This is a genomic window from Streptomyces sp. NBC_00873 (genome assembly GCF_045207415.1).
Classification (GTDB): domain Bacteria; phylum Actinomycetota; class Actinomycetes; order Streptomycetales; family Streptomycetaceae; genus Streptomyces.
The window spans coordinates 1,458,471-1,484,996 of the sequence record NZ_CP108803.1 but is presented as its reverse complement, the minus strand read 5'-3'; the positions used below and the strand labels follow the sequence as shown (position 1 = coordinate 1,484,996).

Here is a 26,526-nt window from a genome sequence, read left to right as displayed (position 1 = left end):
CGTGCACGGAACCAGAACCCGCCCCCGACTCCGTTCATCCCTCGCCCTGCTCACCGGTGGCCTGCTCACCGCGGCCACCCTCGCCCTGGGCGCCCCGCCCGGTGCGGCCGCATCGGGCCCGACCTCGCCGGCCGCGTCCGACGCGGCGGCGACCGAGGACTTCCAGCAGGTCACCCTCGCCAAGGGCGCCGCCGAGACCGGCGAACCCATGTCCTTGGCCGTGCTCCCCGACCGCAGCGTCCTGCACACCTCGCGCAACGGCGAGCTGCGGATCACCGACAGCGCCGGCAACACCAAGGTCTCCGGCGCCATCCCCGTCTACTCGCACGACGAGGAAGGCCTCCAGGGCGTCGGTATCGACCCGGACTTCGACAAGAACCGGGCGATCTATCTCTACTACGCGCCCCCGCTGGACACCCCGTCGGGCGACGCCCCGGAGAACGGCACCGCCGCCGACTTCGCCAAGTTCGACGGCGTCAACCGGCTCTCCCGCTTCGTCCTCAAGGAGGACGGCACCCTCGACCTGAGCAGCGAGAAGAAGGTTCTCGACGTCAAGGCGTCGCGCGGCATCTGCTGCCACGTCGGCGGCGACATCGACTTCGACGCGCAGGGCAACCTGTATCTGTCGACCGGCGACGACTCCAACCCGTTCGCCTCCGACGGCTACACGCCGATCGACGAACGCCCGGGCCGCAACCCGGCGTTCGACGCCCGGCGCACCTCGGGCAACACCAACGACCTGCGCGGCAAGCTCCTCCGGATCAAGGTCGCCGACGACGGCTCGTACACCATCCCCGAGGGCAACCTCTTCGCCCCGGGCACGGACAAGACCCGGCCCGAGATCTACGCGATGGGCTTCCGCAACCCGTTCCGCTTCAGCGTCGACAAGGCCACCGGCATTGCGTACGTCGGTGACTACGGTCCCGACGCGGGCGCGGCCGACCCGAAGCGCGGACCGGGCGGACAGGTCGAGTTCGCCCGGGTGACCAAGGCGGGCAACTTCGGCTGGCCGTTCTGCACCGGGAAGAACGACCCCTTCGTCGACTACGACTTCGCGACGAAGACGTCCGGCGCGACCTTCGACTGCGCCGCACCGAAGAACACCTCGCCGCACAACACCGGCCTGGTCGACCTGCCCCCGGCACAGCCCGCCTGGATCCCGTACGACGGCGGTTCCGTGCCCGAGTTCGGCAACGGATCCGAGTCGCCGATGGGCGGCCCCGTCTACCACTACGACCCGAACCTCGACTCGCCTGTGAAGTTTCCCGAGGCGTACGACGGTGACTTCTTCGCCGGCGAGTTCGGCCGGCGCTGGATCAAGCGCATCGAGCATGACGGCGACGGCACCGTCCAGTCCATCAACAACCTCCCGTGGTCCGGGACCCAGGTGATGGACATGGCCTTCGGCCCGGACGGGGCGCTGTACGTCCTGGACTACGGCCTCTCCTGGTTCGGCGGCGACGAGCACTCCGCGCTCTACCGCATCGAGAACGCCACCGGCGGCCACTCGCCCGTAGCCGAAGCCGCCTCCGACAAGACGTCCGGCACCACACCGCTGAAGGTGCAGTTCTCCTCGGCCGGCACCACGGACTCCGACGGCGACGCACTCACGTACGCCTGGAACTTCGGCGACGGCGGCACGTCGACCGCCGCGAACCCCACGTACACGTACCGGAAGAACGGCACCTACACCGCGACCGTCACCGCCAAGGACCCCACCGGACGCACCGGATTGGCGAGCGTCCATGTGACCGTCGGCAACACGGCACCCACGGTGAAGCTGGAACTCCCGGGTGACGGGCAGCTGTTCAGCTTCGGGGACAAGATCCCGTTCAAGGTGACCGTCACCGACCCCGAGGACGGCACGATCGACTGCTCCAAGGTCGAGGTCCGCTTCGTGCTCGGCCATGACAGCCACGGCCACCCGATCACCACGGCCAACGGCTGCACCGGCACCATCAGCACCCAGATCGACGGCGGACACGACCCGAACGCCAACATCTTCGGAGTCATCGACGCCTCGTACACCGACGGCGGGGGCGGCGGCCAGGCCGCGCTCTCCGGCCACGACCAGTCGCAGCTTCAGCCCCGCCACCGCCAGGCCGAGCACTTCACCGAGTCGTCCGGCATCAGGACGTACAACAAGGCGGCCGCGCACGGCGGCAAGACGGTCGGCGACATCAACAACGGCGACTGGATCGCCTTCAAGCCGTACCTCCTCGGTGACTCCACCAAGCTCACCGCTCGGATCTCGTCCGGCGGCGCGGGCGGCTTCCTCGAAGTACGGTCCGGCTCCGCGACCGGCAAGATCCTCGGCTCCGCACCGGTGCCGGTGACCGGTGGCTGGGAAAACTTCCAGGACATCGACGTACCGCTGCGCGGCGTCCCGGGCAACGCCACCGAACTCTTCCTGGTCTTCAAGGGCGGCGACGGGGCGCTCTACGACGTCGACGACTTCGAGCTCTCCAACAGCGCCCCCGACCGGACCGCCAAGCGGGTCCTGGTCTTCTCGAAGACGGCCGGCTTCCGCCACGACGCGATCCCCGCGGGCATCGCGGCACTGAAGGAACTCGGCGCGACCAGCAACATCACCGTCGACTCCACCGAGGAAGCAGGCCAGTTCACCAGCACCAACCTGGCCCGCTACGACGCCGTCGTCTTCCTCTCCACGACCGGTGACGTCCTCAATGCCGACCAGCAGAAGGCGTTCGAGAACTACATCGCCACCGGTGGCGGCTACATGGGCGTGCACGCCGCCGCGGACACCGAGTACGACTGGTCGTTCTACGGCGGACTCGTCGGCTCGTACTTCGCCGGACACCCCGCGATCCAGCCCGTCACCGTCCGCGTCGAGGACCACAAGCACCCGGCGACCGCCCACCTCGACGACGCCTGGAACCGAACCGACGAGCTGTACAACTACCGCACCAACCCGCGCGACAAGGTGAAGGTTCTCGCCACGCTCGACGAGACGACCTACACCGGCGGCACCATGAAGGGCGATCACCCGATCACCTGGTGCCAGGCCTACCAGGGCGGCCGCTCCTTCTACACCGGCCTCGGCCACACCAAGGAGTCGTACGCCGAACCTGCCTTCCGCCAGCTCCTCCTCGGCGGCGTCCGCTACGCGGCCGGACAGGTGAATGCCGACTGCAAGCCGGACACCGGCTACCGGTCGATCTTCAACGGCAAGACGCTCGAGGGCTGGAAGCAGGCGGGCCCCGGGAAGTTCAACGTCGTCGACGGTGAACTCCGGTCCGAGGGCGGCATGGGTCTCCTCACCTACCAGGCCAAGGAGCTGGGGTCGTACTCGCTGAAGCTCGACTGGAAGCTGGCGGGCGACGACAACTCCGGTGTCTTCGTCGGATTCCCGGAGTCCGACGACCCCTGGTCCGCGGTGAACAACGGCTACGAGGTCCAGATCGACGCCACCGACGCCCCCGACCGCACCACGGGATCCATCTACACCTTCAAGGCGGCGAACATCGAGGCCCGTGACGAGGTCCTGCGGCCGCCAGGCCAGTGGAACAGCTACGAGATCAAGGTCCAGGGCGAACGGCTCCAGGTCTTCCTCAACGGAGTCAAGATCAACGACTTCACCAACACCGATCCCGTCCGCAGCCTGAAGAACGGCTACATCGGCCTCCAGAACCACGGAGCCGACGACCATGTGTCCTTCCGCAACATCGAGTTGAAGGAGCTGCCCGCCGCCTAGGCGACAGCCGCAGTCCGACGGCGGGCGGGGCAAAGGCCCTACCTCGCCCGCCGTCACCCCTCACCCTCACCCTCACCCTTGTCCGCCTCGATTCGATCAGCGCCGCTCACTTTGTACTGCCCAGCCAGGATCCCCAGCCAGGGAGGCAGCCCGTGTCAGCACATCCCGTTCGTACCGGAGTCTGGTTCATCGGAGCACGCGGCTCCGTCGCCACCACCGCCACGGCGGGCTGCGCGGCCGTCGCGGCGGGGCTCCACCCGGCGGCAGGCATGGTCACCGAGACCGCGCCGTTCGCCGGCAGCGGGCTGCCGGCGCTGACCTCCCTGGTCTTCGGCGGACACGACACCATCGGCTGTCCGCTCCCCAAACGGGCGGAGGCACTGGCCGCCGGGGGAGTGCTTCCACATGGGCTGCCCTCCGCCGTACGGACCGAACTCGCGGCCGCCGACGCCGAGATACGCCCGGGTGGCCCGCTGCCCGGTGACACCCGCACCGACGAGGAACTCATCGCCGCGTTCGCCGCAGACCTCACCGACTTCGGCCGCCGGGGCGGCCTGACCCGCACGGTCGTCGTCAACGTCGCGTCGACGGAACCCGTCCCGGAACCCGGCGAGAACCGGCTGCCCGCCAGCTCGCTCTACGCCGCCGCCGCGCTCCGGGCCGGCTGCCCCTACATCAACTTCACCCCCTCCACCGGACTGCGCGCTCCCGCGCTCCAGGACGCCGTCGCGGACTGCGGACTTCCTCACGCAGGCCGCGACGGCAAGACGGGCCAGACGCTGCTCCGCTCCGTACTCGCCCCGATGTTCGTGCAACGCGCCCTGCCCGTGCGGGCCTGGTCCGGCACGAACCTGCTGGGCGGCGGGGACGGAGCGGCGCTTGCCGACCCGGGCGCGGCAGCGGCCAAGAACGCGGGCAAGGAGCGCGTCCTCGCCGACACGCTCGGCGCCGCGCCCGAGGGGGAGGTGCACATCGACGACGTGCCCGCGCTCGGCGACTGGAAGACGGCCTGGGACCACATCGCGTTCGACGGATTCCTCGGCGCCCGCATGGTCCTCCAGACGACCTGGCAGGGCTGCGACTCGGCGCTGGCCGCCCCCCTGGTCCTCGACCTGGCGCGGCTGCTCGCCCGCGCCCAGGAGGTGGGCCTGACCGGCCCGCGGCCCGAACTCGGCTTCTACTTCAAGGACCCGGACGGCGGCCCCGCCGCACTGTTCGAGCAGTACATGGCGCTGCTGGCCTTCGCCGAGCGGCTGCGGGGGGAGAAGTGACAGCCACCGTACGGGCCTGGGCCGAGCTGCTGCGGATCTCGGCGCTGTTCACCGTCCCCGGGGACGCACTCGCCGGGGCGGCGGCCATCGGACGGCGTCCCGGCCGCGGCACCGCGCTGGCCGTCGGCGCCTCCCTCTGCCTCTACGAGGCGGGCATGGCCCTCAACGACTGGGCCGACCGCGACGAGGACGCCATCGACCGCCCGCACCGCCCGATCCCCTCGGGCCGGATCACCCCGGGCGCGGCCCTCACGGCAGCAGGCGCGCTGACGGCCGCGGGCCTGACCCTCGCCGCCCGCGCCGGCCGCCCGGCCCTGACGGTGGCCACCGGCCTGGCCGCAACGGTCTGGGCCTACGACCTCCACCTGAAACACACCCAGGCGGGCCCGGCCGCGATGGCCACGGCGCGTGCCCTGGACCTGCTGCTGGGCGCCACCGCGACATGGGGGGCAGGCGCGAAGCCGGGGCACTCCGGTGCCGGGGCACTGCCCGAGCCGCAATCGACAGGATCTGGATCCGGTACGCGCATGGGCACCGCGCCCGCCGCAGCGGCCGGCCCCGTCCGGGCACCCGCGCCCATGCCGGGACCCGCGGGGAAGCGGCGCCGCGGACCGATCGCCCGGCTCGTCGGCAGGGGCGGCCGCGCCATGGCGAAAGCAGCCGGGGATGCGCAGCCGCGCCAAGGAGAGCCGTCCCGGCAAGCAGCCCTCCCGCTGCGCGCCGCACTCCCCGCCGCCGCCCTGCTCGGGGCGCACACCTACGCCGTCACCGCCGTCTCGCGCCACGAGGCGCAGGGCGGTTCCACCGTCGCGCCCCTCTCCGCGCTCGCGGCGGTCCTCGCGCTCGGCGCAACCGCGGCGCGCGAGCAGCGAGGGTCCGCGGACGTGACCCCGGTCCCGGGAAGAGGCGCGTCGGGCGGCAGCCACCGTCCCGTACCCGGAGCATCCGCACCCGCGGCCACCCCCGCCTCGCCCCGCATCCTCCTCACCGCACTCACCGGCGCCTACCTCCGGACCGCCGCCGAGCCGCTCCTCCACGCCACCTTGAACCCGTCCCCGCCGCTGACCCAGCGCGCCGTGGGCAGCGGCATCCGGGCGATGATCCCGCTCCAGGCCGCGCTCGCCGCCCGTGCCGGTGCGGCCGGCACCGGGCTCGCCGTCATGGGGCTCGTCCCTCTCGCCCGCACACTCGCCCGGAAGGTGAGCCCCACATGACCATCCGCCTCGGCTACGGCACCAACGGGCTCACCGACCTCCGCCTCGACGACGCCCTCGCGCTCCTCGCGGGCCTCGGGTACGACGGCGTCGGCCTCACCCTCGACCACATGCACCTCGACCCCCTCGCCCCGGACCTCGCCGCACGCACCCGCCGCGTGGCGCACAGACTCGAACAGCTCGGGCTGGGTGTCACCGTCGAGACAGGTGCCCGCTATGTCCTCGACCCGCGCCGCAAGCACGGCCCGTCCCTCCTCGACGCGGACCCGGAGGCCCGCGCCGCCCGTACCCGGCTCCTGGTCCGGGCCGTCGAAGTTGCCGCCGACCTGGGCGCCCACGCCGTGCACTGCTTCAGCGGCATCACCCCACCCCACACCACGCCCGATACGGCCTGGCAGCGGCTGACCGACGCCCTGGCGCCGGTGCTCGTAGCCGCCGACCGCACCGGCGTCCCGCTCGCCATCGAGCCCGAACCCGGACATCTCCTCGCCGATCTCTCCGACTTCCACCACCTGCGCATCCTCAGTGGCGACCCCGAACCACTCGGGCTCACCCTCGACATCGGCCACTGCCAGTGCCTGGAGCCGTCCTCACCCGCGGACTGCGTCCGGGACGCCGCACCCTGGCTGCGTCACGTCCAGATCGAGGACATGCGCCGGGGTATCCACGAGCATCTGCCGTTCGGCGACGGCGAGATCGACTTCCCGCCCGTGCTCGAAGCGCTCGACACGCTCGGCGACACCGGATACCGCGGCCTCACCGTGGTCGAACTGCCCCGCCACTCCCACGCCGGCCCCGAACTCGCCCGCACCTCCCTCGACTTCCTCCGCTCCCGCATCCCGTCGAGACTCCAGAAGGGAGCGACGTCATGCCGATGACCCCGCCGCCGACCGCGCCGGCCTCGCCGCCGACCGCGCCGGCCTCGCCGCCGACCGCGCCGGCCTCGCCGCAGACGCCCCCGCTGCTGACCCGTGGGCAACTCGACACCCGGCTCGGCGGCGCCGCACGCGCCTGGCTCGACGAGGCCCTCGCCGAGGCCGCGCACGCCGCCGACCACGAGGACACCGCACCCGCAGGCCCGTACGCCATACCTCCGTGGGAGCTGCGGTTCGCCGCCGCAGGCCGGCACTGCGGACTGGAGTACGCCGACTCCGTACGCGCCCTGCTGCTCCTCGAAGCCGGCGCCGCTCTCCCTGCCGTGACCAGGCTCTACGAACAGGGCACCGCCGCCGAGCGGCGCGCCGTCCTCCTCACCCTCCACCGGCTGGACCTCGGCCCCACCGCCCTCCACCTCGTCGAGGACGCCCTGCGCACCAACGACACCCGGCTGGTCGCCGCCGCCGTGGGCCCGTACGCCGCCGCCCATCTCGACACGCACAACTGGCGCCACGCCGTCCTCAAGTGCCTCTTCACCGGCGTCCCCGTCGAGGCCGTCGACAAACTGGCCCACCGTGCCCGCGGCGACGCGGAACTCGCCCGCATGCTGCGCGACTTCGCAGCCGAACGCAGCGCCGCCGGCCGCGCCGTCCCCGGCGACCTGCGCCACGCCCTCGCCCTCACGGCCCCCACACCAGCCGCCCCCACGGAGGAGTCCTGATGCGCATCTTCGACCCCCACATCCATATGACCTCCCGCACCACGGACGACTACCGGGCGATGTACGACGCAGGTGTCCGCGCCCTCGTCGAACCCTCCTTCTGGCTCGGCCAGCCCCGCACCTCACCCGCCAGCTTCTTCGACTACTTCGACGCCCTGCTCGGCTGGGAACCCTTCCGCGCCGCCCAGTACGGCATCGCCCACCACTGCACCCTCGCCCTCAACCCCAAAGAGGCGAACGACCCCCGCTGCACCCCCGTCCTGGACGCCCTGCCCCGCTACCTCGTCAAGGACTCCGTCGTCGCCGTCGGTGAGATCGGCTACGACTCCATGACCCCCGCCGAGGACACCGCCCTCGCCGCCCAGCTGCAGCTCGCCGCCGACCACGGGCTGCCCGCCCTCGTCCACACCCCGCACCGTGACAAGCTCGCCGGTCTGCACCGCACCGTCGACGTGATCCGCGAATCCCACCTTCCCCCGGAGCGGGTCCTGCTCGATCACCTCAACGAGACGACCGTGAAGGACGCCATGGACAGCGGCTGCTGGGCCGGTTTCTCCATCTACCCCGACACCAAGATGGACGAGGACCGCATGATCGCGATCCTCAAGACCCACGGCACCGAGAGGATCCTGGTCAACTCGGCCGCCGACTGGGGCAGGAGCGACCCCCTCAAGACCCGGAAGGTCGGCGACGCCATGCTCGCCGCCGGGTTCAGCGACGACGACGTCGACCAGGTGCTCTGGCGCAACCCCGTCGCCTTCTACGGCCAGAGCGGCCGCCTCCAACTCGACCTCGCCACCCCCGATCCGCTCCACGAGGGGAACTCCATTCTCCGTGGCGGGGAGTGACCCGATGCGCTTCCGCCACCCCGACGGCTCCACCGTCCACCTCGCCTACTGCACCAACGTCCACCCCGCCGAGACCCTGGACGGGGTCCGTGCCCAGCTGCGCGACCACTGCGAACCCGTCCGCAGACGACTCGGCCGCGACCGCCTCGGCATCGGCCTCTGGCTCGCCAGGGACGCCGCGAACACCCTGATCAACGACCCCGCCCAGCTGCGCTCCCTGCGCGCCGAACTCGACCGCCGCGGCCTCGAAGTCGTCACCCTGAACGGCTTCCCGTACGAGGGGTTCGGCGCGGAAGAGGTCAAGTACCGGGTGTACAAGCCGGACTGGACGGACCCCGAACGCCTCGCCCACACCACCGATCTCGCCCGGCTGCTCGCCACCCTGCTCCCCGACGACGTCACCGAAGGCACCATCTCCACCCTCCCGATCGCCTGGCGCACCCCGTACACCGGCGACCCGGAAGCCGCCCGCACCGCGCACACCGCGCTCGCCACCCTCGCCGAACGGCTCGACGTCCTCGCCGAGATGACCGGCAAGTCCATCCGGATCGGTCTCGAACCCGAACCGGGCTGCACGGTCGAGACCACCGCCGACGCCATCGCACCGCTCGCCGCCGTCGGACACGACCGCATCGGCATCTGCATCGACACCTGCCATCTGGCCACCTCCTTCGAGGACCCGGACACCGCCATCGACGCCCTTGCCGCAGCCGGCGTCCAGGTCGCCAAGGTCCAGCTCTCCGCCGCACTCCACGCCGAACACCCGCACCTCCCCGAGGTACGCACCGCGCTCGCGGCCTTCGCCGAACCCCGCTTCCTCCACCAGACCCGCACCCGCACCACGCACGGACTGCGCGGCACCGACGATCTCGACGAGGCGGTCACCGGCCGGGCACTGCCCGACGGAACCCCGTGGCGCGCCCACTTCCACGTCCCGCTGCACGCACCCCCCGCCCCACCGCTCACCTCGACCCTCCCGGTGCTCCAGTCCACGCTGACCCGCCTGGTCGGCGGAGCCCGGCCGCTGACCCGTCACCTGGAGGTCGAGACGTACACCTGGCAGGCGCTCCCCGCCGAGCTGCGTCCCCGCAGCCGGCCCCAGCTCGCCGACGGCATCGCCGCCGAACTCACCCTCGCCCGCGACCTCCTGGTCGACCTCGGCCTCAAGGAGCTCCCATGACACCGGTCGAAACGGGCACGTCACCCACCGGCGCCCCCACACCCCTCCTCGTCCTCGACGTCGTCGGCCTCACCCCCCGGCTCCTCGACCACATGCCGCACCTCGCATCCCTCGGGCAGTCCGGCACCCACGCCACCCTCGGCACCGTGCTGCCCGCCGTCACCTGCGCCGCCCAGTCCACCTTCCTCACCGGCACCACCCCGGCCGAACACGGCATCGTCGCCAACGGCTGGTACTTCCGCGAGCTCGGCGACGTCCTCCTCTGGCGCCAGCACAACGGCCTCGTCGCCGGGGACAAGCTCTGGGACGCCGCCCGCCGCGCTCACCCCGGCTACACCGTCGCCAACATCTGCTGGTGGTACGCGATGGGCGCCGACACCGACATCACCGTGACCCCGCGCCCCGTCTACTACGCCGACGGCCGCAAGGAACCCGACTGCTACACCCGGCCGCCCGCCCTGCACGACGAACTCACCGAGAAGCTCGGCACCTTCCCCCTCTTCCACTTCTGGGGACCCGGCGCCGACCTCGTCTCCTCGCAGTGGATCATCGACGCGACCCGGCACATCCTGGACACCCGCCACCCCGACCTGGCCCTGTGCTACCTGCCGCACCTCGACTACGACCTGCAGCGCTACGGGCCCGACGACCCCCGCGCGTACCGGGCTGCGGCCGAGCTCGACCGGGCCATGGCCCCGTTGCTCGACGACGCCCGCCGCGAGGGGCGCACCGTCGTCGCGCTCTCCGAGTACGGCATCACCCGCGTCGACCGTCCGGTCGACATCAACCGGGCACTGCGCCGCGCCGGCCTGCTGGAGGTCCACACCCAGGACGGCATGGAGTACCTGGACCCGATGGCCTCCCGTGCCTTCGCCGTCGCCGACCACCAGCTCGCCCACATCTACGTACGCCGTCCCGAGGATCTCGATGCGACCCGTGAAGCTCTCCAGGACGTCCAGGGCATCGAACAGCTCCTCGACGACGAGGGCAAGAAAGCCCACGGCCTGGACCACCCGCGCTCCGGCGAGCTTGTCGCCGTCGCCGACCCGGATGCCTGGTTCACGTACTACTACTGGCTCGACGACGCGCGCGCCCCCGACTTCGCGCAGCTCGTCGAGATCCATCGCAAACCCGGTTACGACCCGGTCGAACTCTTCCTGGACCCCCAGGACCCGTACGTCCGGGTGAAGGCGGCCACCGCCGTGGCCCGCAAGAAGCTCGGCATGCGCTACCGCATGGCGGTCGTGCCCCTCGACCCGTCACCCATTCGCGGCAGCCACGGCCGCCTCCCCATGAGCGACGAGGAAGGTCCGCTCATCCTCTGCTCCACCCCCCACGCGTTCACCGGACCCGTCCGGGCCACCGAAGTGAAGTCCTTGCTCCTCACGCTTGCCGGCCTCGCATGAGATCGGTCCGTGCACAGCGTTTCGAGCATCTTCGAGAAAGAGAGAGACCGTGACCGCGTACAACGACGAATCCGGAACGGACGGCGCCCTGCGCCGCAGCCTCGGCGTCAGTCGCCGCCGCTTTCTGAGCACGTGCACGGCCGCTGCGGCAGCGGCGATCGCCGCGCCCGCCTTCGGCGCGTCGCCGGCCCTTGCCCAGCCCGCCCCCGACCAGGGGCAGGGTGTCGGCCTGGCTCTGGTCCCGGCGGACAGACGAGGAATCATCCTGTACACCGTGCGCGATGCCACGGGCCGGGATCCGCTCACCACCGACCTTCCCTCGGGCTTCCGTGAGGTCTTCGGGGAGCTGGCCCGCTACGGCTACCAGCAGGTCGAGTTCGCCGGGTACGGCCAGCACGCCAACGCACCCGGTGGAAGCAACCTCGAATCGGTGGAAGGCGCGAAGCTGCTGCGCTCGTGGCTGGACGAGTACGGTCTGCGCGCCCAGGGCAACCACGGCTTCATCCCGTCGTCCTGGCCGCTGAACCAGAGCGACCTGGACCGGTTCAAGCTTCACCTCGAGATAGCGAACATCCTGGGCATGGAACACATGGGCACCGGTGGCGACCCCACCGGCAGTGCCTACCGTGCCGACTGGGACGTGGCCGCCGACAAGTGGAACACGCTGGGACAGATCGCTCAGGATGCGGGCATCAAGCTGTACACCCACAACCACGACGCGGCCTACGGCTTCCTGCTCGACGGCGGTCCGCTGGACGCACAGGGCCGCCCCACGCGCAGCTCCGGCACCCGCAAGCTCGAGTATTTCCTTCAGGTCACCGACCCGAAATCCGTATGGCTGGAGATGGACATCTTCTGGGCGCATGTCGCTCAGTACAAGTTCCACACCTACACGGCGCACGACGGATCGCAGCAGGAGAACATCTTCGACCCGGCGGCACTGGTCCGCGGCAACACCAAGCGCTACCCGCTGTTCCACGCCAAGGACGGCATCGTCAACACAAACAGCGGCAACGGTTACGACATGGTCCCCTTCGGTACCGGGGCCATCGACTACCGGACGTTCTTCCGCCGCGTCGGGGCGAAGAATTACCACAACCCGATGGTCGAGCAGGACAACGCCCCGAGCTCGACCGTCCCCGCGCAGTCCCTGAACCATGCGCGGATCGGTTACGACAACTTGGCGGCGCTGCGCAAGTAGGACCATCGGCGGCACCGGAGGGGCGGACCGCGCCTCACCCCGAATTCCTGACACCGGGGAACAGCGCAAACGCCCGCCCGGTGACGTCAGGCACCGTGCGCTCCACCGCCGTCACCAGGAGCGTACGGTGCCTGACCAGCGCGCCTTTCCGGTCCTCCGGCGCCAACACCAGCAGGTCATCGATGCCGGCCGGTATCCGCCGCGACACCTGCGGATTTCTCGTTGCGCACCACCGGATCTCCTCGAAAGCAAGATCCACCAGATCGGACCACCCCGGCCCCTCCTCCACGAGCCGCACCGCTCACCACACCGCGAAGGCGCACACCAGGCCCACCGTCGGAGCGAACCAGAACGTATCGCGCAGATGCTCACGCAAGGGGGACAGAGCACGGGGCCGCCGATAGCCGCGATCACTCATGGAGGCGACGCCGGCCCGATGGTCTTCGCGGCAGCCGGAACCTGCCTGGCGATCCGCCGGACGTACTGCACGTGCGCGAACGACGACAGACCGTACACGCGCCAGGCCCACCGCTTCCGTATGCCCGCCACACCCCACTGACCACCGAATATGCAGGTGAGAGGCACCCCAAACCCCTGGTATTGTTTTCTTTGTCGCCGCGGGAGACCGGGGCCGATCACCTAGTCCGGGTGGCGGAATGGCAGACGCGCTAGCTTGAGGTGCTAGTGCCCTTTATCGGGCGTGGGGGTTCAAGTCCCCCCTCGGACACCAGCTGAGACCCCTGTTCATCAGGGGTTTTCTGCATTTCTGGGCAGTGGCGTGACCAATGGCCCAGCGAATCCCCTGGTCAGACCAGGGACGACAGGCCGAGTCGGCCCGCACCAGGTATCGACCTTGAGCATGTGCAGCGAGGCGCCGTAGCCGGGCTTGATCGGGTAGTCGAGCACCTGGCTGCGCTGGGGCTCGGGGTAGTCGATCAGCAGCCGCGAGGTCGCCCCGCCGCCGCTGATCGCTCCTCCGTGCCCGCTGGATGGTGATGTCTCGTTCGGGCGGTACAGCGGTGTCAGTACTGGGGTGCTGACGCGGCTGGCCCGAGGTCGGGCGCGGACCGCAGTTCCACGGACAGTGGCACGGCGGCCCCGGCGAGGTCCAGCACCAGAACTTCGTTGCCGCCCGCCTGCCACAGGGGCGCCGGGGCGTAAAGGGTGCGCTGGGGGCCCTTCTCCGTCCGCAGGCGGCCGAGGAGGAAGCCGTTGAGCCAGACCAGGGTGCGGTCGCTGCCCGGGACGGCGAGGAAGGCGTCCGCCGCCTCGGGCAGGTCGACGACGGCGCGGTGGAAGGCGGGGCCATCGCCGGTCCCGGCGGCCGGGGCGGCAGGCAGGGCGGCCAGGTCGTCGAGGGGGAGCACGCGGATGTCCCAGCCGAACAGGTGCTGGTAGTCCAGGCGCACGCCTGCGACCAGGCCCTTGCGGTCGGCCAGGTGGGGGCCGTAGTTGACCCGGCCGAAGGGCTCGACGAGGATCTCCAGCTCCGCGCCACCCTCGGGGACGGACAGCTCGACGGTCGGAGACGGGGCGTCGCGTTCGAGCACGCCGACCAGGTGCCCGTCGAGGAAGACCTGCGCCAGGTCCCGGATGCCGTCGACGGTCAGCGTGGCCGGACCGGCGGGCCCGGTGATGCGGTGCCGGTAGTGGACGAGCCCACGATGGTGGCCGAGCTTCTCCATCGGTTCGGGCGCGGGGCGGTGCGTCGCCACGGAGAGCAGGTCCAGGCTGTCACTCAGGGCCGCCACCCGGGTGGCGAGGACGGTCTGCGGGTCGACCCGCGCCGGCTGGACGGGCAGCTCCCTGGCCGGCAGCGGCACGTAGCGGCCGATGACCTCGCGGAAGGCGTGGAACTTCTCGGTCAGTTCACCGGCCTCGCCGATCGGCGCGTCATAGTCGTAGCTGGTGACCGTGGGCATGTAGCCGGGGTCGGCGAGGGTCTTGCCGGTGTGGTTGGCGCCGGCCCACCAGCCGAAGTTGGTTCCGCCGTGGCCCATGTAGATGTTGACCGATCCCCCCGCGGCGAGGATCCCGTCGAGCGCCTCGGCGGCGTCCGCACTGTCCCGTACGTGGTGGGGGTCGCCGAAGTGGTCGAACCAGCCGTTCCAGAACTCCATGCACACCAGCGGCGCGTCGGGCTGGAACTTGGCGAGGGCGTCGAAGGCCTCGGCCGGGCGCGAGCCGAAGTTGGTGGTGGCCAGCACGCCCGGGAGGGTGCCGCCGGCGAGCATGCGCGCTTCCGGGCCGTCGGAGGTGAACAACAGGCAGTCGATGCCCCGCGCGAGCAGGCCGTCCTTGAGGTGCTCCAGATAGGCCTTGTCGTTTCCGTAGCTGCCGTACTCGTTCTCGACCTGGACGGCGACGATCGGGCCGCCGCGCGAGGTCTGGAGTTCGGCGAGGACAGGGATCAGCTGGTCGAACCACTGGTCGACCGCGGCCAGGTAGGCGGGGTCGGCGGTGCGCAGGCGCATCGACTCGTCGGCGAGCAGCCAGGCCGGGAGTCCGCCCAGGTCCCATTCGGCGCAGATGTAGGGGCCGGGGCGGGCGATGACGTCGAGGCCGAGCGCGTCGGCCTCGCGGATGAAGGCGGCGACATCGTGCCAGCCGTCGAAGCGGGCCGGGCCGGGGGCGGGCTGGTGGAAGTTCCAGGCGATGTAGAGCTCGATGGTGTTGCAGCCCATGGCCTGCAGGCGCTGCAGCCGGTCGTGCCAGAGCCCGGGGTGGATGCGGAAGTAGTGCACGGCGGCGGAGACCACGCGGTGCTCGCGGCCGCCGCGCAGGAAGCGGTGGCCGTCAACGGACAGGTCGGGTCGCGTGCTCATACGTGGCTGCTCTCGGTCGTCGTTGTTTGTGTGCGGCGCCAGGCACCGCCTGGGTCGGTGGGGTTTGCGGTCACTTGACGGCGCCTGCGGTGAGACCACTGCGCCAGAAGCGCTGCAGTGCGACGAAGGCGACGAGTAGCGGGACCAGTGAGACGAACGCCCCGGTGATCGGGAGCATCGGCGGGACGCCGTTGGCGAACTCCGAGCGCCACTGGACCAGGCCGACGGTGACCGGCAGCTTGGAGGCGTCGTTGATCATGAGCGCGGGCAGCAGGTAGTTGTTCCAGACGCTGACGAACTGGAACAGGAAGATCGTCACCAGGGCCGGGGCCATGACCGGCAGCGCGACGCGGAAAAAGGTCCGCTGCTCACCGGCGCCGTCGATGCGCGCCGCCTCCAGCAGCTCGTCGGGGACGGAAGCCGACGCGTAGATGCGCGAGAGGTAGACGCCGAAGGGGCTGACGAAACTGGGGAGCAGGACGGCCCAGTAGGTGTCGGTGAGCCGCAGCTCGGCCAGCATCAGGAACAGTGGCAGGGCGAACATCGGCGCCGGGATCAGCACCGAGGCCAGGATCACGTTGAAGATCGTCTCGCGGCCGCGGAACCGGTACTTGGCCAGGGCGAACCCGGCCATGACCGACAGCAGCGTGCTGACCGCCGCGCCGACCAGGCTGTACAGCGCGCTGTTGGCCAGCCAGGAGGAGAAGACCCCGCCCTGGAAGGAGAAGACGCGGCCGAGGTTGCCGCCCAGGTCGAAGTGGGAGAACCACAGCGGGCTGCCCTGGTGGAGGTACCCCTCGCCCTTGGTCGCCGAGACGAACAGCCACCACAGCGGGATGAGGGTGTACAGGGCCATCAGACCGAGCAGGGCGTTGACGACCAGGCGGCTGGTGAGCGGGCTGCGGGTGGTGGTCATGCGTCGGCCGTCCTTCGCTGAGTGAACTTCAGGAGCCCGAAGGAGAGGATCAGAGTCACGAGGGCCAGCAGGACCGATTCGGCGGCGGCGAGGTGCTGGTCCGCCTGGGAGGCGGTGAGCGTGGTGTTCATGATCGGGCTGAACTTGTTGGAGGCGCCGGGGATGCGAGCGGCCGCGAGTACGGCCGGCTCGGTGTAGAGCTGGGCGGTGCCGATGATGGAGAACACCGTGGTGAGGACCAGGGCGGGCCGCACCATCGGGATCTTGACGTACCAGGCCAGGCGCCAGCCGGTGCAGTTGTCGAGGGTCGCGGCCTCGATCACGTCGCCGGGCACGGCCTGCAGCGCCGAGTAGATGATCAGCATGTTGTAGCCGGTCCAACCCCAGGTGATCATGTTGCCGATCGACACCGGGATCCAGCCGGCCGACAGGAAGTCGGTGTGGATGCCGATCGCCGACAGCGGCCCGGTGAACGGCGAGAGGTCCTTGACCAGCAGGAACGACCACATCACCGCAGCGATCGCACCGGGCAGCGCGTAGGGCAGGAAGAACGTCAGCCGGAAGGTCTTCTTGAATCGGGCCGAGCGCGAGTCCAGCAGCAGTGCGAGGGCCAGTGCCAGCCCGAGCATCACCGGCACCTGGAAGGCACCGAGCAGTGCCACCCGGCCGAGCGAGGCTATGAAGTCGCCGTCGTGGAGGGCGCTGGAGAAGTTGTCGAAGCCCGCGAACCGCGTGGTCTGCGCACCGCCGAACAGGCCCTGGCGTTGGACCTGGTAGAAGCTCTGATAGATCGCGTAGCCGATCGGTGCGAGCATCATCGCGGTGAACAGGACGCCGAACGGAACCAGGAACCCGGCGGCGTTCAGCGCGGTCCGGCGGCGGTGGTGGCGGCTCGGCCCTGCCACCACGCGCGGAGGCGCCGGTGCGGGCGGTGATGCTGTCTGGGTGCTCATAGTGTTCGTTCCTCGCGCGCTTGCGGTATGGACGGGGCCCCGCGGCGCCGCACCCTCGAGCGGCACCGCGGGAATCCTCGGGCGACCTGACGTCCCCTCGACATCAGCCGCCGGTCACGGAGAGCCCCAGGCTCTTGATCTTCTCGACCGTCTTCTGCTGAACCGTGGCGGTGGCCTGGGTGTAGCCGCCCTTGCCGATCGCGTCCGAGTAGTCCGCCTCGACCTGACCGAACGTCGGCCCGACCACCCAGGTGGTGGGGATGTTCGCCGCGGACTGCTTGAAGACGTCGTAGATCTTCTGTCCGCCGAAGTAGGGGTCGCCCTGGGACAGCAGCGGGTTGTCCAGAGCTGCCTTCGCCGCCGGGTACAGGCCGCCGATCTTGATGCCGGTGCTGACCGCGTCCGGGTCGCTGGACAGGAACGCGGCGAACCGCGCGGCCTGCTTGGGCGTCTTGCAGCCGGTCAGGACGGAGGTGGCGGAGCCGCCGGAGTTCGCGCTGGTCCGGTCGCCTGCGGTCCAGGTCGGCATCGGGGCCACGGCCCACTTGCCGGCGAGGTCCTTGAGGTCCCCCTTGATGCCCGGGACGGCCCAGGCGGCGTTGACGAAGGTCATGACCTTGCCGGCCTCCGACGCCTTGTCGAAGGTCGGGTCCCAGGCGTTGCCGTTGTTCATCACCAACTTCTTGTCCTTCAGGTCCTGCCAGTACTTGGCGACCTGCTGCGTGCCCGGGTTGTCGATGGAGACCTGCCAGGATTCGCCCTGCGTGCCGAACCAGGACTTACCGGTCTGCCAGGTCAACGCGGCCATGTCGTAGGCGTCCTGGGGCGCGGTGCCGAAGGCGACCTTCGGGTCGGCCGCGTGGACCTTGGCGGCGTCGGCGGCGTACTCGTCCCAGGTCGCGGGGGGCTTGGCGATGCCGAACTTCTTGAACAGGTCGGTGCGGTAGTACAGGGCCATCGGCCCGGTGTCGACGGGGATGCCGTACATCTTGCCGCCGGCCGAGGACGCCGCGACGGTCCAGTCCAGGTACTTGCCGGTGTCGCCGGAGGCGTACGGGGTGATGTCCATCAGTGCTTTCTTGACCAGCATCGACGGGATGTCGTTATAGGTGACCTGCGCCAGACACGGGGCCTTGCCCGCCGTGATCGCGTTGGTCATCTGGTCGTAGCCGCCCTTGGCACCGGACGGGATCTGCTTGAACGTCACCTTGACGTCCGGGTGGGCAGCGTTCCACTGGGCGGTGATCTTGTCGTAGCCCGGGGCCCAGCCCCAGAACTCCAGCGACACCGGTCCGGCCTGCGACGAATCGCCGGTGTCGCCGGAGCTGGAACATCCGGTCACCAGCAGGGCAAAGGAGAGGGCTGCCGCACCGGCGGCGGATCTGGATGTGAACGTACGCATGACTTCCTCATGGGACGGCCGTGATGACGGGATGGCGGATAAAGCAGAAGAGACGAGACCGGAGAAGGCATCGAACAATCACGTTCGGGAATTACTGAGAATTATTCAGCGCATCACGGCGGGCTGGTCAATACCCTTGCACGCTGTTTTTCAGTGCAATGCAGACGGCTCAGTTTCAGGGCATACTTCGCCAACCCGCGGTGCTGACCTGCAGATTCAGGGAACAGTGGGGTGTGTTTCGGCGCATCAACAGAATTCGGCCGAGCAATAACCGGCGGACGACGTCAGGGGGTGAGCGTCGAATCTCGCGTCATTTGAATTCCGGCGGCGGCGGCTCTCTCCGCAATGATTCATGTCTTATCGGCTTCGCACGGCGGCTCCGGGATTTTCGGCGAAGGAGGCGGGACGGGGCGGTCACTCAGGACAACCGGGCACGGACGCTCTCCCTGATGACCAGACAGGCGGCACCCCGCGCCCACAACGTCTCACTTGCCTCATCAACCTTGATCACGCAGTCGCGGGCCGCGGTGGAGACGGCGTGGCGCTCCAACGCCGCAGTCATGGCCGGCCCGAAGTGCTCATAGGCCACCACGCCTTCTCCCGCGATCACGATCAGTCCCGGGTTGAGCAGGTTGCACAGGCATGCCAGTCCGCGTCCAAGCGCGTCGCCGGCCACGGCGAACGCATCGAGCGCGGCACGTCGTTCGACCTCCGACCCCGACCGCCCGAGCTCCACAACGGCGTCGTAGTCGGCCTCGGGCCGGCCACCGGCCTCGCGGAACATCCGCAGCACCGCATCGGAGGAGGCCAACGCCTCCACGCAGCCCCGGTTGCCGCAGGCGCAGTCGGGACCATTCGGGTCGATCGGCAGATGCCCGAACTCGACGGCCAGTCCACCGGCGCCGGAGTGGAGGACTCCATGGAGCATCAGCGCGCCACCGACGCCGCGCCCGACCGAGACCACGGCGAACGAGTCGACCTCCCTCCCCTCTCCGAACCAACGCTCGGCAATAACAAGGGCGTTGACGTCGTTGTTCACCACCACCGGAAGCCCGGTCGCCGCGCTCAGCGGAGCCGCGACGGCTACGTCGGTCCAGCCCAGCCGAACCGCTGAGCGGCACACGCCGCTCGCCGCGTCGACATGGCCGCCCACGCCGACACCGACACCCAGCACCTTTGCCTCGGCACTCGACGCCTCCGCGATGAGCCGAGCCGTCAGGTCTGCAGCTACCGAGAGCACATGGGCCGGCTCCAGGGAATCGAGCACATGCTCCAGGCGGAGCAGCGGACGGGCGCCGAGGTCGGTGAGCACAGCCGCGACGTGTGTGCGCGCGATCTGGATCCCGACGACCAGGTGCTGTTCGGTGTTGACCCGCAGCAGGCGCTGAGGTCGCCCCAGACCGGTCGCGCTCTGTTGCCCGGTCTCGCTCAGATAGCCGCCCTCGATCAGCGGCGCGAGCAGCCGGGTGACCGTGGAGGGCGACAGCCCGAGCCGCTGCGCGATCACCGTTCTCGAGATCGGGCCCGCGGTGAGCACCTGGGCGAAGATCTCGGCTCCTGTCTGATCCGGGACCAGAGCCGTCAAGGCGGTCACGTCATGCCTCCCCATCGCTTTGCTACCTCACTGATGGCGTGAGTTTGGCGAAGATATTTTCGTGTGTCAAGAAAAGAACTCAAGGGAGCAGGATCCGACCCTCGGTGCCCCTGGAACGCACCAGGCCCGCGCAAGCGAGGCACGGACCAGGAGGCCCGCGCCTCCACCTCCACGACGACGCCTCCGGGGCGCCCCTGCCGACTGGGCGCCTGTTCGATCCTCCGGGTGCCGGGCGGGTGTGCGGCCGCGAGCCCGCGGCGCCGAGACGAGCGAGATGCCCGACCACCCGCACGGCCGGATCCATGTCTTCGTGCACGACACGGTGCACGGCCACATCGCAACCTGTCCCGGCAGGTCTCCGCCGATGACGGGGCCGAATGCTTCGGTGGCCTCCGACCGTCAAAGGCCGCCCACGCCAAGGGTGTTGACTCTTGTTCCTTCCTGGGGCGGAATCGATGATCGAAGACAGAAGCGGTATGAAACGCCGGGGTGTGCTTGCAGCAGGCTTGGCTGGTATGGGCGTCGCGCTGGTGCCTGCCGGACAGGCCGGCGCCGAGCCGGCCGGTGCGGTGGCGCCACGTCTCGTCGAATCCGCCGAGGGCGGGCGTCGAGTGCTGAACTTCAACACCAACTGGGCATTCTGGCGTGACGATGCCCCAGATGCTCACCAGCCCGAATTCAACGACTGGGCGTGGGCCGCTGTATCGGTGCCGCACACGATGCGACTGGAGACCAAACGGCCCTCCTCGGCGTACGACGTCTTCGCGGCGCGATACCGCCAGGTGGCAACGCCCCCCGGCCGATCCCGGCCCGAAGATCGCCCGCGAGCAGATCAAGACGGTCACCGCGTCCAGTAACGCCGCCGGCTTCGAACCCGCCAAAGCCTTTGACGAGGACATCACCTTCGGCACCGGGTGGAGCGCCTCCTCCCCGGCAGTTCCCCAGACACTGACCGCGGAGCTGACCGCCGCCCACAATCTCAACGGTGTGCGCATCCACTGGGGCAAGGACAGCAGCTGGTACACCTTCGACCTGCAGACCTCCACTGACGGAGCCACCTGGAACACGGTGTTCTCCGGCTTGACCCGAGCCGGCCAGTACACCCTTCCCGAGGTCTGCACCGCAAAGGACGTGCGCCAGATCCGTGTGGTCGTCACCCAGGTGAGCGGCGGTGGCGCCCAAACCATCGCCGGCATCGCCGAGGTGATCCTCTACGGCACACCGGCATAAAGGCCCCGACGCAAGGCCCTCATCCACGTCGACTGGTGCGGCAGCAGGTGGTGGCCTCTAGTGTCCTGCGCCGGAGATCCGTCGTTAGTACCTGTATGAGTGTTTCTGCGGGTGTGCCCGCACCGCGTCGTGGTCCGAAGCTGGAACCGTTGTTGTTGTCCGTTGACGAGCGTGCGGTGTTGGAGCGTTGGGCCCGGCGGGCGACGTCTGCGCAGGCGGTGGCGTTACGGGCGCGGATCGTGCTGGCGTGTGCAGGCCCTGACGTTCCGCCGATTGTTGTGGTGGCGCGGGATCTGCGGGTAGCGGCGGACACGGTCCGCAAGTGGCGTCGGCGGTTCCTGGCCGCCCGGCTGGACGGGTTGGTGGACGAGCCCCGGCCGGGCCGGCCGCCCACCATCAGCGTCGACCAGGTGGAAGCGGTCGTGGTCAGCACGCTGGAGGAGATCCCGAAGAATGCCACCCACTGGTCGCGCAAGTCGATGGCCGAACGCAGTGGGCTGTCGAAATCGACCGTGGGCCGAATCTGGCGGAAGTTCCATCTCAAGCCTCATCTGACGGACACCTTCAAACTGTCGACGGACCCCTTGTTCGTGGAGAAGGTCTACGACGTGGTCGGGCTGTACTTCAATCCGCCCGAAGGGGCGGTGGTGCTGTCGGTGGACGAGAAGTCGCAGATCCAGGCGCTGGACCGGTCCCAGCCGGTGCTGCCGATGATGCCGGGCATGCCCGAGCGTCGCACCCATGACTACGTCCGTAACGGTCTGACCACCCTCTTCGCGGCCTTCGACGTCGCGACCGGCGAGGTCATCACCTCGCTGCACCGTCGGCACCGGGCAGCGGAGTTCAAGAAGTTCCTCATCAAGATCGAGAAGGAGGTTCCTGGGCACCTCCAGGTCCACCTGATCTGCGATAACTACGGCACCCACAAGACACCCGCCATCAGAGCATGGCTGGCCAAGCACCCCCGATTCCACCTGCACTTCACCCCTACTGGTTCGTCCTGGATCAACCAGGTGGAGAGGTGGTTCGGCTTCCTCGCCGACCAGAAGATCCGCCGCGGTGCACACAAAAGCGTACGTTCCCTGGAAGCCGACATCCGATCCTGGGTCAAGGAATGGAACGAAAACCCAACACCGTTCATCTGGACCAAGACAGCCGAAGAGATTCTCGACTCACTCGCCCGCTTCTGCCAACGGATCTCCGGCGCAGGACACTAGTGTCCTGCGCCGCAAATGTCGACTCTAAGTATGTAGAGTGTTTGTATGTCGCCTTCTGGTCCGCGTGCTGTGGAGATTGTTCTGTCCGGTGAGGAGCGCGCCGAGTTGTCTCGGTGGGCTGCCGGGGCGGTGTCGTCCAAGCTGGCGGAGCGGGCGCGGATCATTCTGGTCTGTGCGGAGGGTGCGTCAAATGCGGCCGTGGCGGCGGAGTTCGAGGTGACGTCGGCGACGGTGGCGAAGTGGCGTGGCCGGTTCGCGGTCCGGCGGCTGGCCGGTCTTGCGGACGAGCCGCGGGCCGGGCGGCCCAAGGCCGGACTCGTGCTCACCGGGGCCGAGCGGGCGGAGTTGACCCGGTGGGCTCGGCGGGCGAAGACGGCCCAGTTCCTTGCGCTGCGGGCGAAGATCGTGCTGCGCTGCGCGGAGGGCGGGACGAACAAGCAGGTGGCGGCCGAACTCGGTGTCGCCCAGGCGACGGTGAACCGCTGGCGTGCCCGGTTCGTTGAGGACCGGCTCGACGGGCTTGCTGATGAGCCGCGTCCGGGCCGGCCGCCGTCGGTCCTGCTCGACCGGGTCGAGGACATCGTGGTGGCGACCCTGGAATCCACGCCGAAGAACGACACCCACTGGTCGCGTGCGTCGATGGCCGAGCACAGCGGTCTGTCGAAGTCCACCATCGGGCGGATCTGGAAGAGGTTCGACCTCAAGCCGCATCTGCAGGACTCCTTCAAGCTGTCCACCGACCCGCAGTTTGTGGAGAAGGTCGTCGATGTCGTCGGGCTGTACCACAACCCGCCCGAGCGGGCCGTGGTGCTCTGCGTGGACGAGAAGTCGCAGGTGCAGGCACTGGACCGGTCCCAGCCCGTCCTGCCGATGATGCCGGGCATGCCCGAGCGCCGCACCCACGACTACCTGCGGCATGGCATTACCAGCCTGTTCGCCGCGTTCAACATCACTGACGGAACTGTCATCAGTGCCCTGCACCGGCGCCACCGGGCCACCGAGTTCAAGAAGTTCCTGATCACGATAGACAAAGCTGTGCCCGGGGAGCTCGATGTGCACCTGGTCTGTGACAACTACGCCACCCACAAGACCGACGAGATCCGCAAGTGGCTGGCCCGGCACCCCCGCTTCCATGTCCACTTCACCCCGACCGGCTCCTCATGGATGAACCAGGTAGAGCGCTGGTTCGGCCTGCTGACGGACAAACTCATCCGCCGCGGCGTCCACACCTCCATCCAGGCACTGGAACGCGACATCCGCGCCTGGATCCAGACCTGGAACGAGAACCCCAAACCCTTCACCTGGACCAAGAGCGCCGACGAGATCCTCAACTCCCTCGCCGACTACCTGGAAAAGATCAACCCGACAGTCAAGAAATCACGACACTAATTTAGAGTCGACATTTGCGGCGCAGAACACTAGTGCTGCCCCGCGCAAGTTCGTGGAGGGGTGTTGGGTCTGATCAGGCGGTCTTGAGTGGGCTGCCGTCATAGGTCCATCTGTACGGCTTCGCGGTCTCGTTGCGGCCGATGACGTAACTCTCCAGCTTGTCGATGAGGTCATCGCGGCTGGAGAAGTCACCGTGTCGCAGCACGCGGCGGGTCAGGACGGAGAAGAACAGCTCGTCGGGTAGGACCGCTGCATTGCTGCAGCGGTCCCCCCTCAGAACCGGCCGTGCCCGATTTCCAGGCAACCGGCTCAAGCAAGCTCTATGGCTCGCGGGTTGGTCAGAAGTGCTGGCGTCTTGCCGGTGTCGGTGGTCAGCCGACGGTGGCAGTGGGTGTGGATCAGGCGTGGGGCGGCGGGTTTGTCCGGCTTGCCGTTGCCCGCATCAGCGTTGATCGCGTGTTTGCGGATCGCGGTGCGGGTGACCTTGAGCCACTGTTCCCACTGGTCGGGGGTTTGCGGCTCGTGGTCGGCGTGCAGCAGCAGCCCTCCGCAGAGTGGGCATCGGCCTTCCTGCTTCTGCAGCAGGTGCAGGGTGCCTTTGCCCAGCGGGGGTTTGCCGCGGCGGCGCCGCTTGGCCCAGAAGTCGGCCAGGGCGGGATCGTCGGTCGACGCCGTTCCTGGCACCATTCGGTGCCGGACGATCGGCGTCCAGGCGAACTTGTAGAGGTAGAAACCGCTGGTGCGGTCCCCGAACACCCACCTGTCCTGCCTGAACGGGTTGAACATGCCGAAGTACCGGTCGGTCACCCAGCGCTTCGACTTGTTCGCGTGGGAGAACTTGGCCCACTTGTAGACCAGTCTCCACACGTAGGCGTCCAGCGAGTTGAACGCCCGCTTGGACACTCCGATCCGGTAGTAGGCAGCCCAGCCCTTGATGATCGGGTTGAGCTTGGCGATCACCGCGTCGGCGTTGGCCCCTCGCAGGGCCAGCACCTCGGCGGCGAGCCGTTCCCGGATCCGCCGCAGGGCCGCGTTGCTCGGCTTGGTCAGCAACTTGCCGCGATAGCGTCGGATGTTGAACCCCAGGAAGTCGCAGCCCTCATCGAGGTGGACAACGCGCGTCTTGTCCTCGTTGAAGGCCAGTCCCCGGGGCGCGAGCCACGCGGCGAGCTGTGCCTTGACCTCCTCGGCCTGTTCCTGTGAATGGCACAGGGCGAGGAGGTCGTCGGCGTAGACGACCAGGACCGGGGAGTCGCGCGCCAAAATCGCGGCATCGCTGCCGAGAGTCTGGTAGCGGACTCCAGCGGCCTTTCCCATTCCATGCAAGGCGATATTCAACAACGTGGGACTGATCACCCCGCCCTGGGGAGTTCCCTCCACCGTGGGGGTGAACCAACCTTTCTCCACCACGCCCGCCTTCAGCCATCCGGCGATCATTCCCCTTCCGGGAAATGAACCCAGCGACGCGAGTAGGTGATCGTGGTCGATTCGGTCGAATGCCGCTTTCAAGTCGGCGTCGAGCACCCACAGGCGTTTGGCGTTCTTGCCGCACGCCGTCGTGTGGATGGCCACGATCGCGTCATGACAGCCACGGCCGGGACGGAAACCGTAGACCTTCGGCTCCAGCCGTGCCTCCCACTCGGGCTCCAATGCATTCAGTGCCAGAGCCTGAAGGCATCTGTCGGCGATCACGGGAATTCCGAGCGGACGCTGTTTTCCATTCGCCTTGGCGATATACACCCGCCTGACGGGCTTTGGTTTCCACGGGGCCGCGCCGTGCTGCATCCAGTCGGCCAGCTCGGCCTTGCCCTGGGGCAGTAGGACGACTTTCCCGTCGATCCCCGCCGTCTTGCGGCCAGCGTTGACCTCCGTGACGCGCCGCACACTTGCGAGTGTGTTGGCGCGGGAGCGGAGTATTAACTTCTGCAGATTCCTGACCTTGGCCAGGTCTCCTGCCTGCGATGCCGTGAAGATGCGCTGCCGCAGACGCCGTACGTCGTCCTCGACCTTCCGCCAGTCGATCGACGGCCAGTCGGTGATCTCGTCCTCCGGTCCGTTCGCCATGCCGAGGTCGGTCGCTGCGGCTGGAGCCGCGTCGGCCGTCTGAATCGTCATGGCGTCCAACTTGCCCTTCGGTTCCGGTGTCTTCGGTCATCGTGCCTTCACAAGCTCACCAGACCCACGTCAGCACCCTTTCAGGTCGGGGCATCGGCCCCTATCCGGCCAGTTATGCGGGGACCGCCGACGGAGGCGTCGGCACGTGGTTCCCGGTTTCCTGCCGCCTTTCGGCCACCGGCGTTCGCTTGCTGGGTCTTCCTGCGCCCGCTGGAGAGTTGGGCCTTCCTTGCGGTCGGCTTACCAGGCCAGAATTGCATTGCCTGGACTCCATCGGGGTTGTCACGTTCCGCATGAGAGAGATACTTCCGGGGAGGGTGCCCTCTGCACCCCGGGGGACGGCGGTGCACTCCCGACCGGTCAGATATCTCCGGTCGGCGCCTGCCGATTTACAACGGCCAGTCCCTATCTCCCGCTGGAACAACCCATCGGCGGGAGTGCTCATGACGAGGC

General features: G+C 69.0%; 20 protein-coding genes, 1 tRNA gene and 2 pseudogenes. 14 read left to right on the top strand and 9 right to left on the bottom strand.

The genetic code is table 11. The annotated features are described in order from the left end of the window. Position 1 precedes the first annotated feature (1 nt). The 9 genes from OH809_RS06935 (at position 2) to OH809_RS06895 (ending at position 12,432) form a co-directional block, all read left to right on the top strand. On the top strand, positions 2 to 3,715 hold the full coding sequence (locus OH809_RS06935) for a ThuA domain-containing protein (RefSeq protein ID WP_406423219.1): 3,714 nt from the start codon (positions 2 to 4) through the stop codon (positions 3,713 to 3,715). Between the two features lie 152 nt (positions 3,716 to 3,867). After that, the gene (locus OH809_RS06930; protein WP_406423220.1) at positions 3,868 to 4,986 is read left to right on the top strand and encodes an inositol-3-phosphate synthase; all 1,119 of its coding nucleotides are present in this window, start codon (positions 3,868 to 3,870) and stop codon (positions 4,984 to 4,986) included. Then, positions 4,983 to 6,200 carry an SCO3242 family prenyltransferase gene (locus OH809_RS06925; RefSeq protein WP_406423221.1) on the top strand — a complete coding sequence of 406 codons (1,218 nt, stop codon included), beginning with the start codon at positions 4,983 to 4,985 and terminating at the stop codon, positions 6,198 to 6,200. The genes OH809_RS06930 and OH809_RS06925 overlap by 4 nt, the downstream gene beginning before the upstream one ends. Then, entirely contained in the window at positions 6,197 to 7,078 is an 882-nt protein-coding gene (locus OH809_RS06920; RefSeq protein ID WP_406423222.1) for a sugar phosphate isomerase/epimerase family protein, read from the top strand. The genes OH809_RS06925 and OH809_RS06920 overlap by 4 nt, the downstream gene beginning before the upstream one ends. Beyond that, the gene (locus OH809_RS06915) at positions 7,075 to 7,797 is read left to right on the top strand and encodes an EboA domain-containing protein (protein WP_406425332.1); all 723 of its coding nucleotides are present in this window, start codon (positions 7,075 to 7,077) and stop codon (positions 7,795 to 7,797) included. The genes OH809_RS06920 and OH809_RS06915 overlap by 4 nt, the downstream gene beginning before the upstream one ends. Then, positions 7,797 to 8,645, top strand: coding sequence for a TatD family hydrolase (locus OH809_RS06910; protein WP_406423223.1), 849 nt, complete (start codon positions 7,797 to 7,799; stop codon positions 8,643 to 8,645). Before OH809_RS06915 ends, OH809_RS06910 begins: the two co-directional genes overlap by 1 nt. Before the next feature lie 4 nt (positions 8,646 to 8,649). Continuing rightward, complete coding sequence (gene eboE, locus OH809_RS06905) at positions 8,650 to 9,825, top strand: metabolite traffic protein EboE (RefSeq protein WP_406423224.1); 1,176 nt, start codon at positions 8,650 to 8,652, stop codon at positions 9,823 to 9,825. Beyond that, positions 9,822 to 11,231: a nucleotide pyrophosphatase/phosphodiesterase family protein gene (locus tag OH809_RS06900; protein ID WP_406423225.1), complete on the top strand. Its 1,410-nt coding sequence runs from the start codon at positions 9,822 to 9,824 to the stop codon at positions 11,229 to 11,231. The genes eboE and OH809_RS06900 overlap by 4 nt, the downstream gene beginning before the upstream one ends. Positions 11,232 to 11,280: 49 nt before the next feature. Further along, entirely contained in the window at positions 11,281 to 12,432 is a 1,152-nt protein-coding gene (locus OH809_RS06895) for a sugar phosphate isomerase/epimerase family protein (protein ID WP_406423226.1), read from the top strand. A 34-nt stretch (positions 12,433 to 12,466) separates the two neighbouring features. On the opposite strand, the pseudogene OH809_RS06890 reads toward OH809_RS06895, so the two are convergent. Beyond that, a pseudogene (locus tag OH809_RS06890) lies at positions 12,467 to 12,730 on the bottom strand (DUF2254 domain-containing protein); the annotation flags it as partial. A gap of 344 nt (positions 12,731 to 13,074) precedes the next feature. On the opposite strand from OH809_RS06890, the gene OH809_RS06885 reads away from it, so the two are divergent. Further along, positions 13,075 to 13,162 (top strand) — tRNA-Leu (locus tag OH809_RS06885). 116 nt (positions 13,163 to 13,278) lie between these two features. Here the strand turns inward: OH809_RS06885 and OH809_RS06880 are convergent. The 6 genes and pseudogenes from OH809_RS06880 to OH809_RS06855 all read right to left on the bottom strand — a co-directional run. Beyond that, a pseudogene (locus tag OH809_RS06880) lies at positions 13,279 to 13,407 on the bottom strand (hypothetical protein); the annotation flags it as partial. A 47-nt stretch (positions 13,408 to 13,454) separates the two neighbouring features. Then, a complete protein-coding gene (locus OH809_RS06875; protein WP_406423227.1) occupies positions 13,455 to 15,257 on the bottom strand; it encodes a glycoside hydrolase family 35 protein in 1,803 nt (600 codons plus the stop codon). A 70-nt stretch (positions 15,258 to 15,327) separates the two neighbouring features. Next, the gene (locus OH809_RS06870; protein ID WP_406423228.1) at positions 15,328 to 16,173 is read right to left on the bottom strand and encodes a carbohydrate ABC transporter permease; all 846 of its coding nucleotides are present in this window, start codon (positions 16,171 to 16,173) and stop codon (positions 15,328 to 15,330) included. Beyond that, positions 16,170 to 17,126 (bottom strand): carbohydrate ABC transporter permease, encoded by a 957-nt coding sequence (locus OH809_RS06865; protein ID WP_406423229.1) that lies wholly within the window; start codon positions 17,124 to 17,126, stop codon positions 16,170 to 16,172. The genes OH809_RS06870 and OH809_RS06865 overlap by 4 nt, the downstream gene beginning before the upstream one ends. A gap of 103 nt (positions 17,127 to 17,229) precedes the next feature. Beyond that, positions 17,230 to 18,528 (bottom strand): ABC transporter substrate-binding protein, encoded by a 1,299-nt coding sequence (locus OH809_RS06860; protein ID WP_406423230.1) that lies wholly within the window; start codon positions 18,526 to 18,528, stop codon positions 17,230 to 17,232. 418 nt (positions 18,529 to 18,946) lie between these two features. Further along, complete coding sequence (locus OH809_RS06855) at positions 18,947 to 20,122, bottom strand: ROK family protein (protein ID WP_406423231.1); 1,176 nt, start codon at positions 20,120 to 20,122, stop codon at positions 18,947 to 18,949. Positions 20,123 to 20,577: 455 nt separating this feature from the next. Between OH809_RS06855 and OH809_RS06850 the strand changes: the two genes are divergently transcribed. From OH809_RS06850 to OH809_RS06835, 4 genes are all read left to right on the top strand, one after another. Beyond that, entirely contained in the window at positions 20,578 to 20,979 is a 402-nt protein-coding gene (locus OH809_RS06850) for a hypothetical protein (protein ID WP_406425500.1), read from the top strand. Then, the gene (locus OH809_RS06845) at positions 20,939 to 21,352 is read left to right on the top strand and encodes a discoidin domain-containing protein (protein WP_406516233.1); all 414 of its coding nucleotides are present in this window, start codon (positions 20,939 to 20,941) and stop codon (positions 21,350 to 21,352) included. The genes OH809_RS06850 and OH809_RS06845 overlap by 41 nt, the downstream gene beginning before the upstream one ends. 95 nt (positions 21,353 to 21,447) lie before the next feature. Beyond that, entirely contained in the window at positions 21,448 to 22,569 is a 1,122-nt protein-coding gene (locus OH809_RS06840) for an IS630 family transposase (protein WP_331743599.1), read from the top strand. Positions 22,570 to 22,614: 45 nt separating this feature from the next. Beyond that, positions 22,615 to 23,958 (top strand): IS630 family transposase, encoded by a 1,344-nt coding sequence (locus tag OH809_RS06835; protein WP_406417535.1) that lies wholly within the window; start codon positions 22,615 to 22,617, stop codon positions 23,956 to 23,958. A gap of 73 nt (positions 23,959 to 24,031) precedes the next feature. Here the strand turns inward: OH809_RS06835 and OH809_RS06830 are convergent, their stop codons facing one another. After that, on the bottom strand, positions 24,032 to 24,163 hold the full coding sequence (locus tag OH809_RS06830) for a hypothetical protein (RefSeq protein ID WP_406423232.1): 132 nt from the start codon (positions 24,161 to 24,163) through the stop codon (positions 24,032 to 24,034). A 104-nt stretch (positions 24,164 to 24,267) separates the two neighbouring features. Next, complete coding sequence (ltrA, locus tag OH809_RS06825; RefSeq protein ID WP_406423233.1) at positions 24,268 to 26,073, bottom strand: group II intron reverse transcriptase/maturase; 1,806 nt, start codon at positions 26,071 to 26,073, stop codon at positions 24,268 to 24,270. Between the last annotated feature and the right edge of the window lie 453 nt (positions 26,074 to 26,526).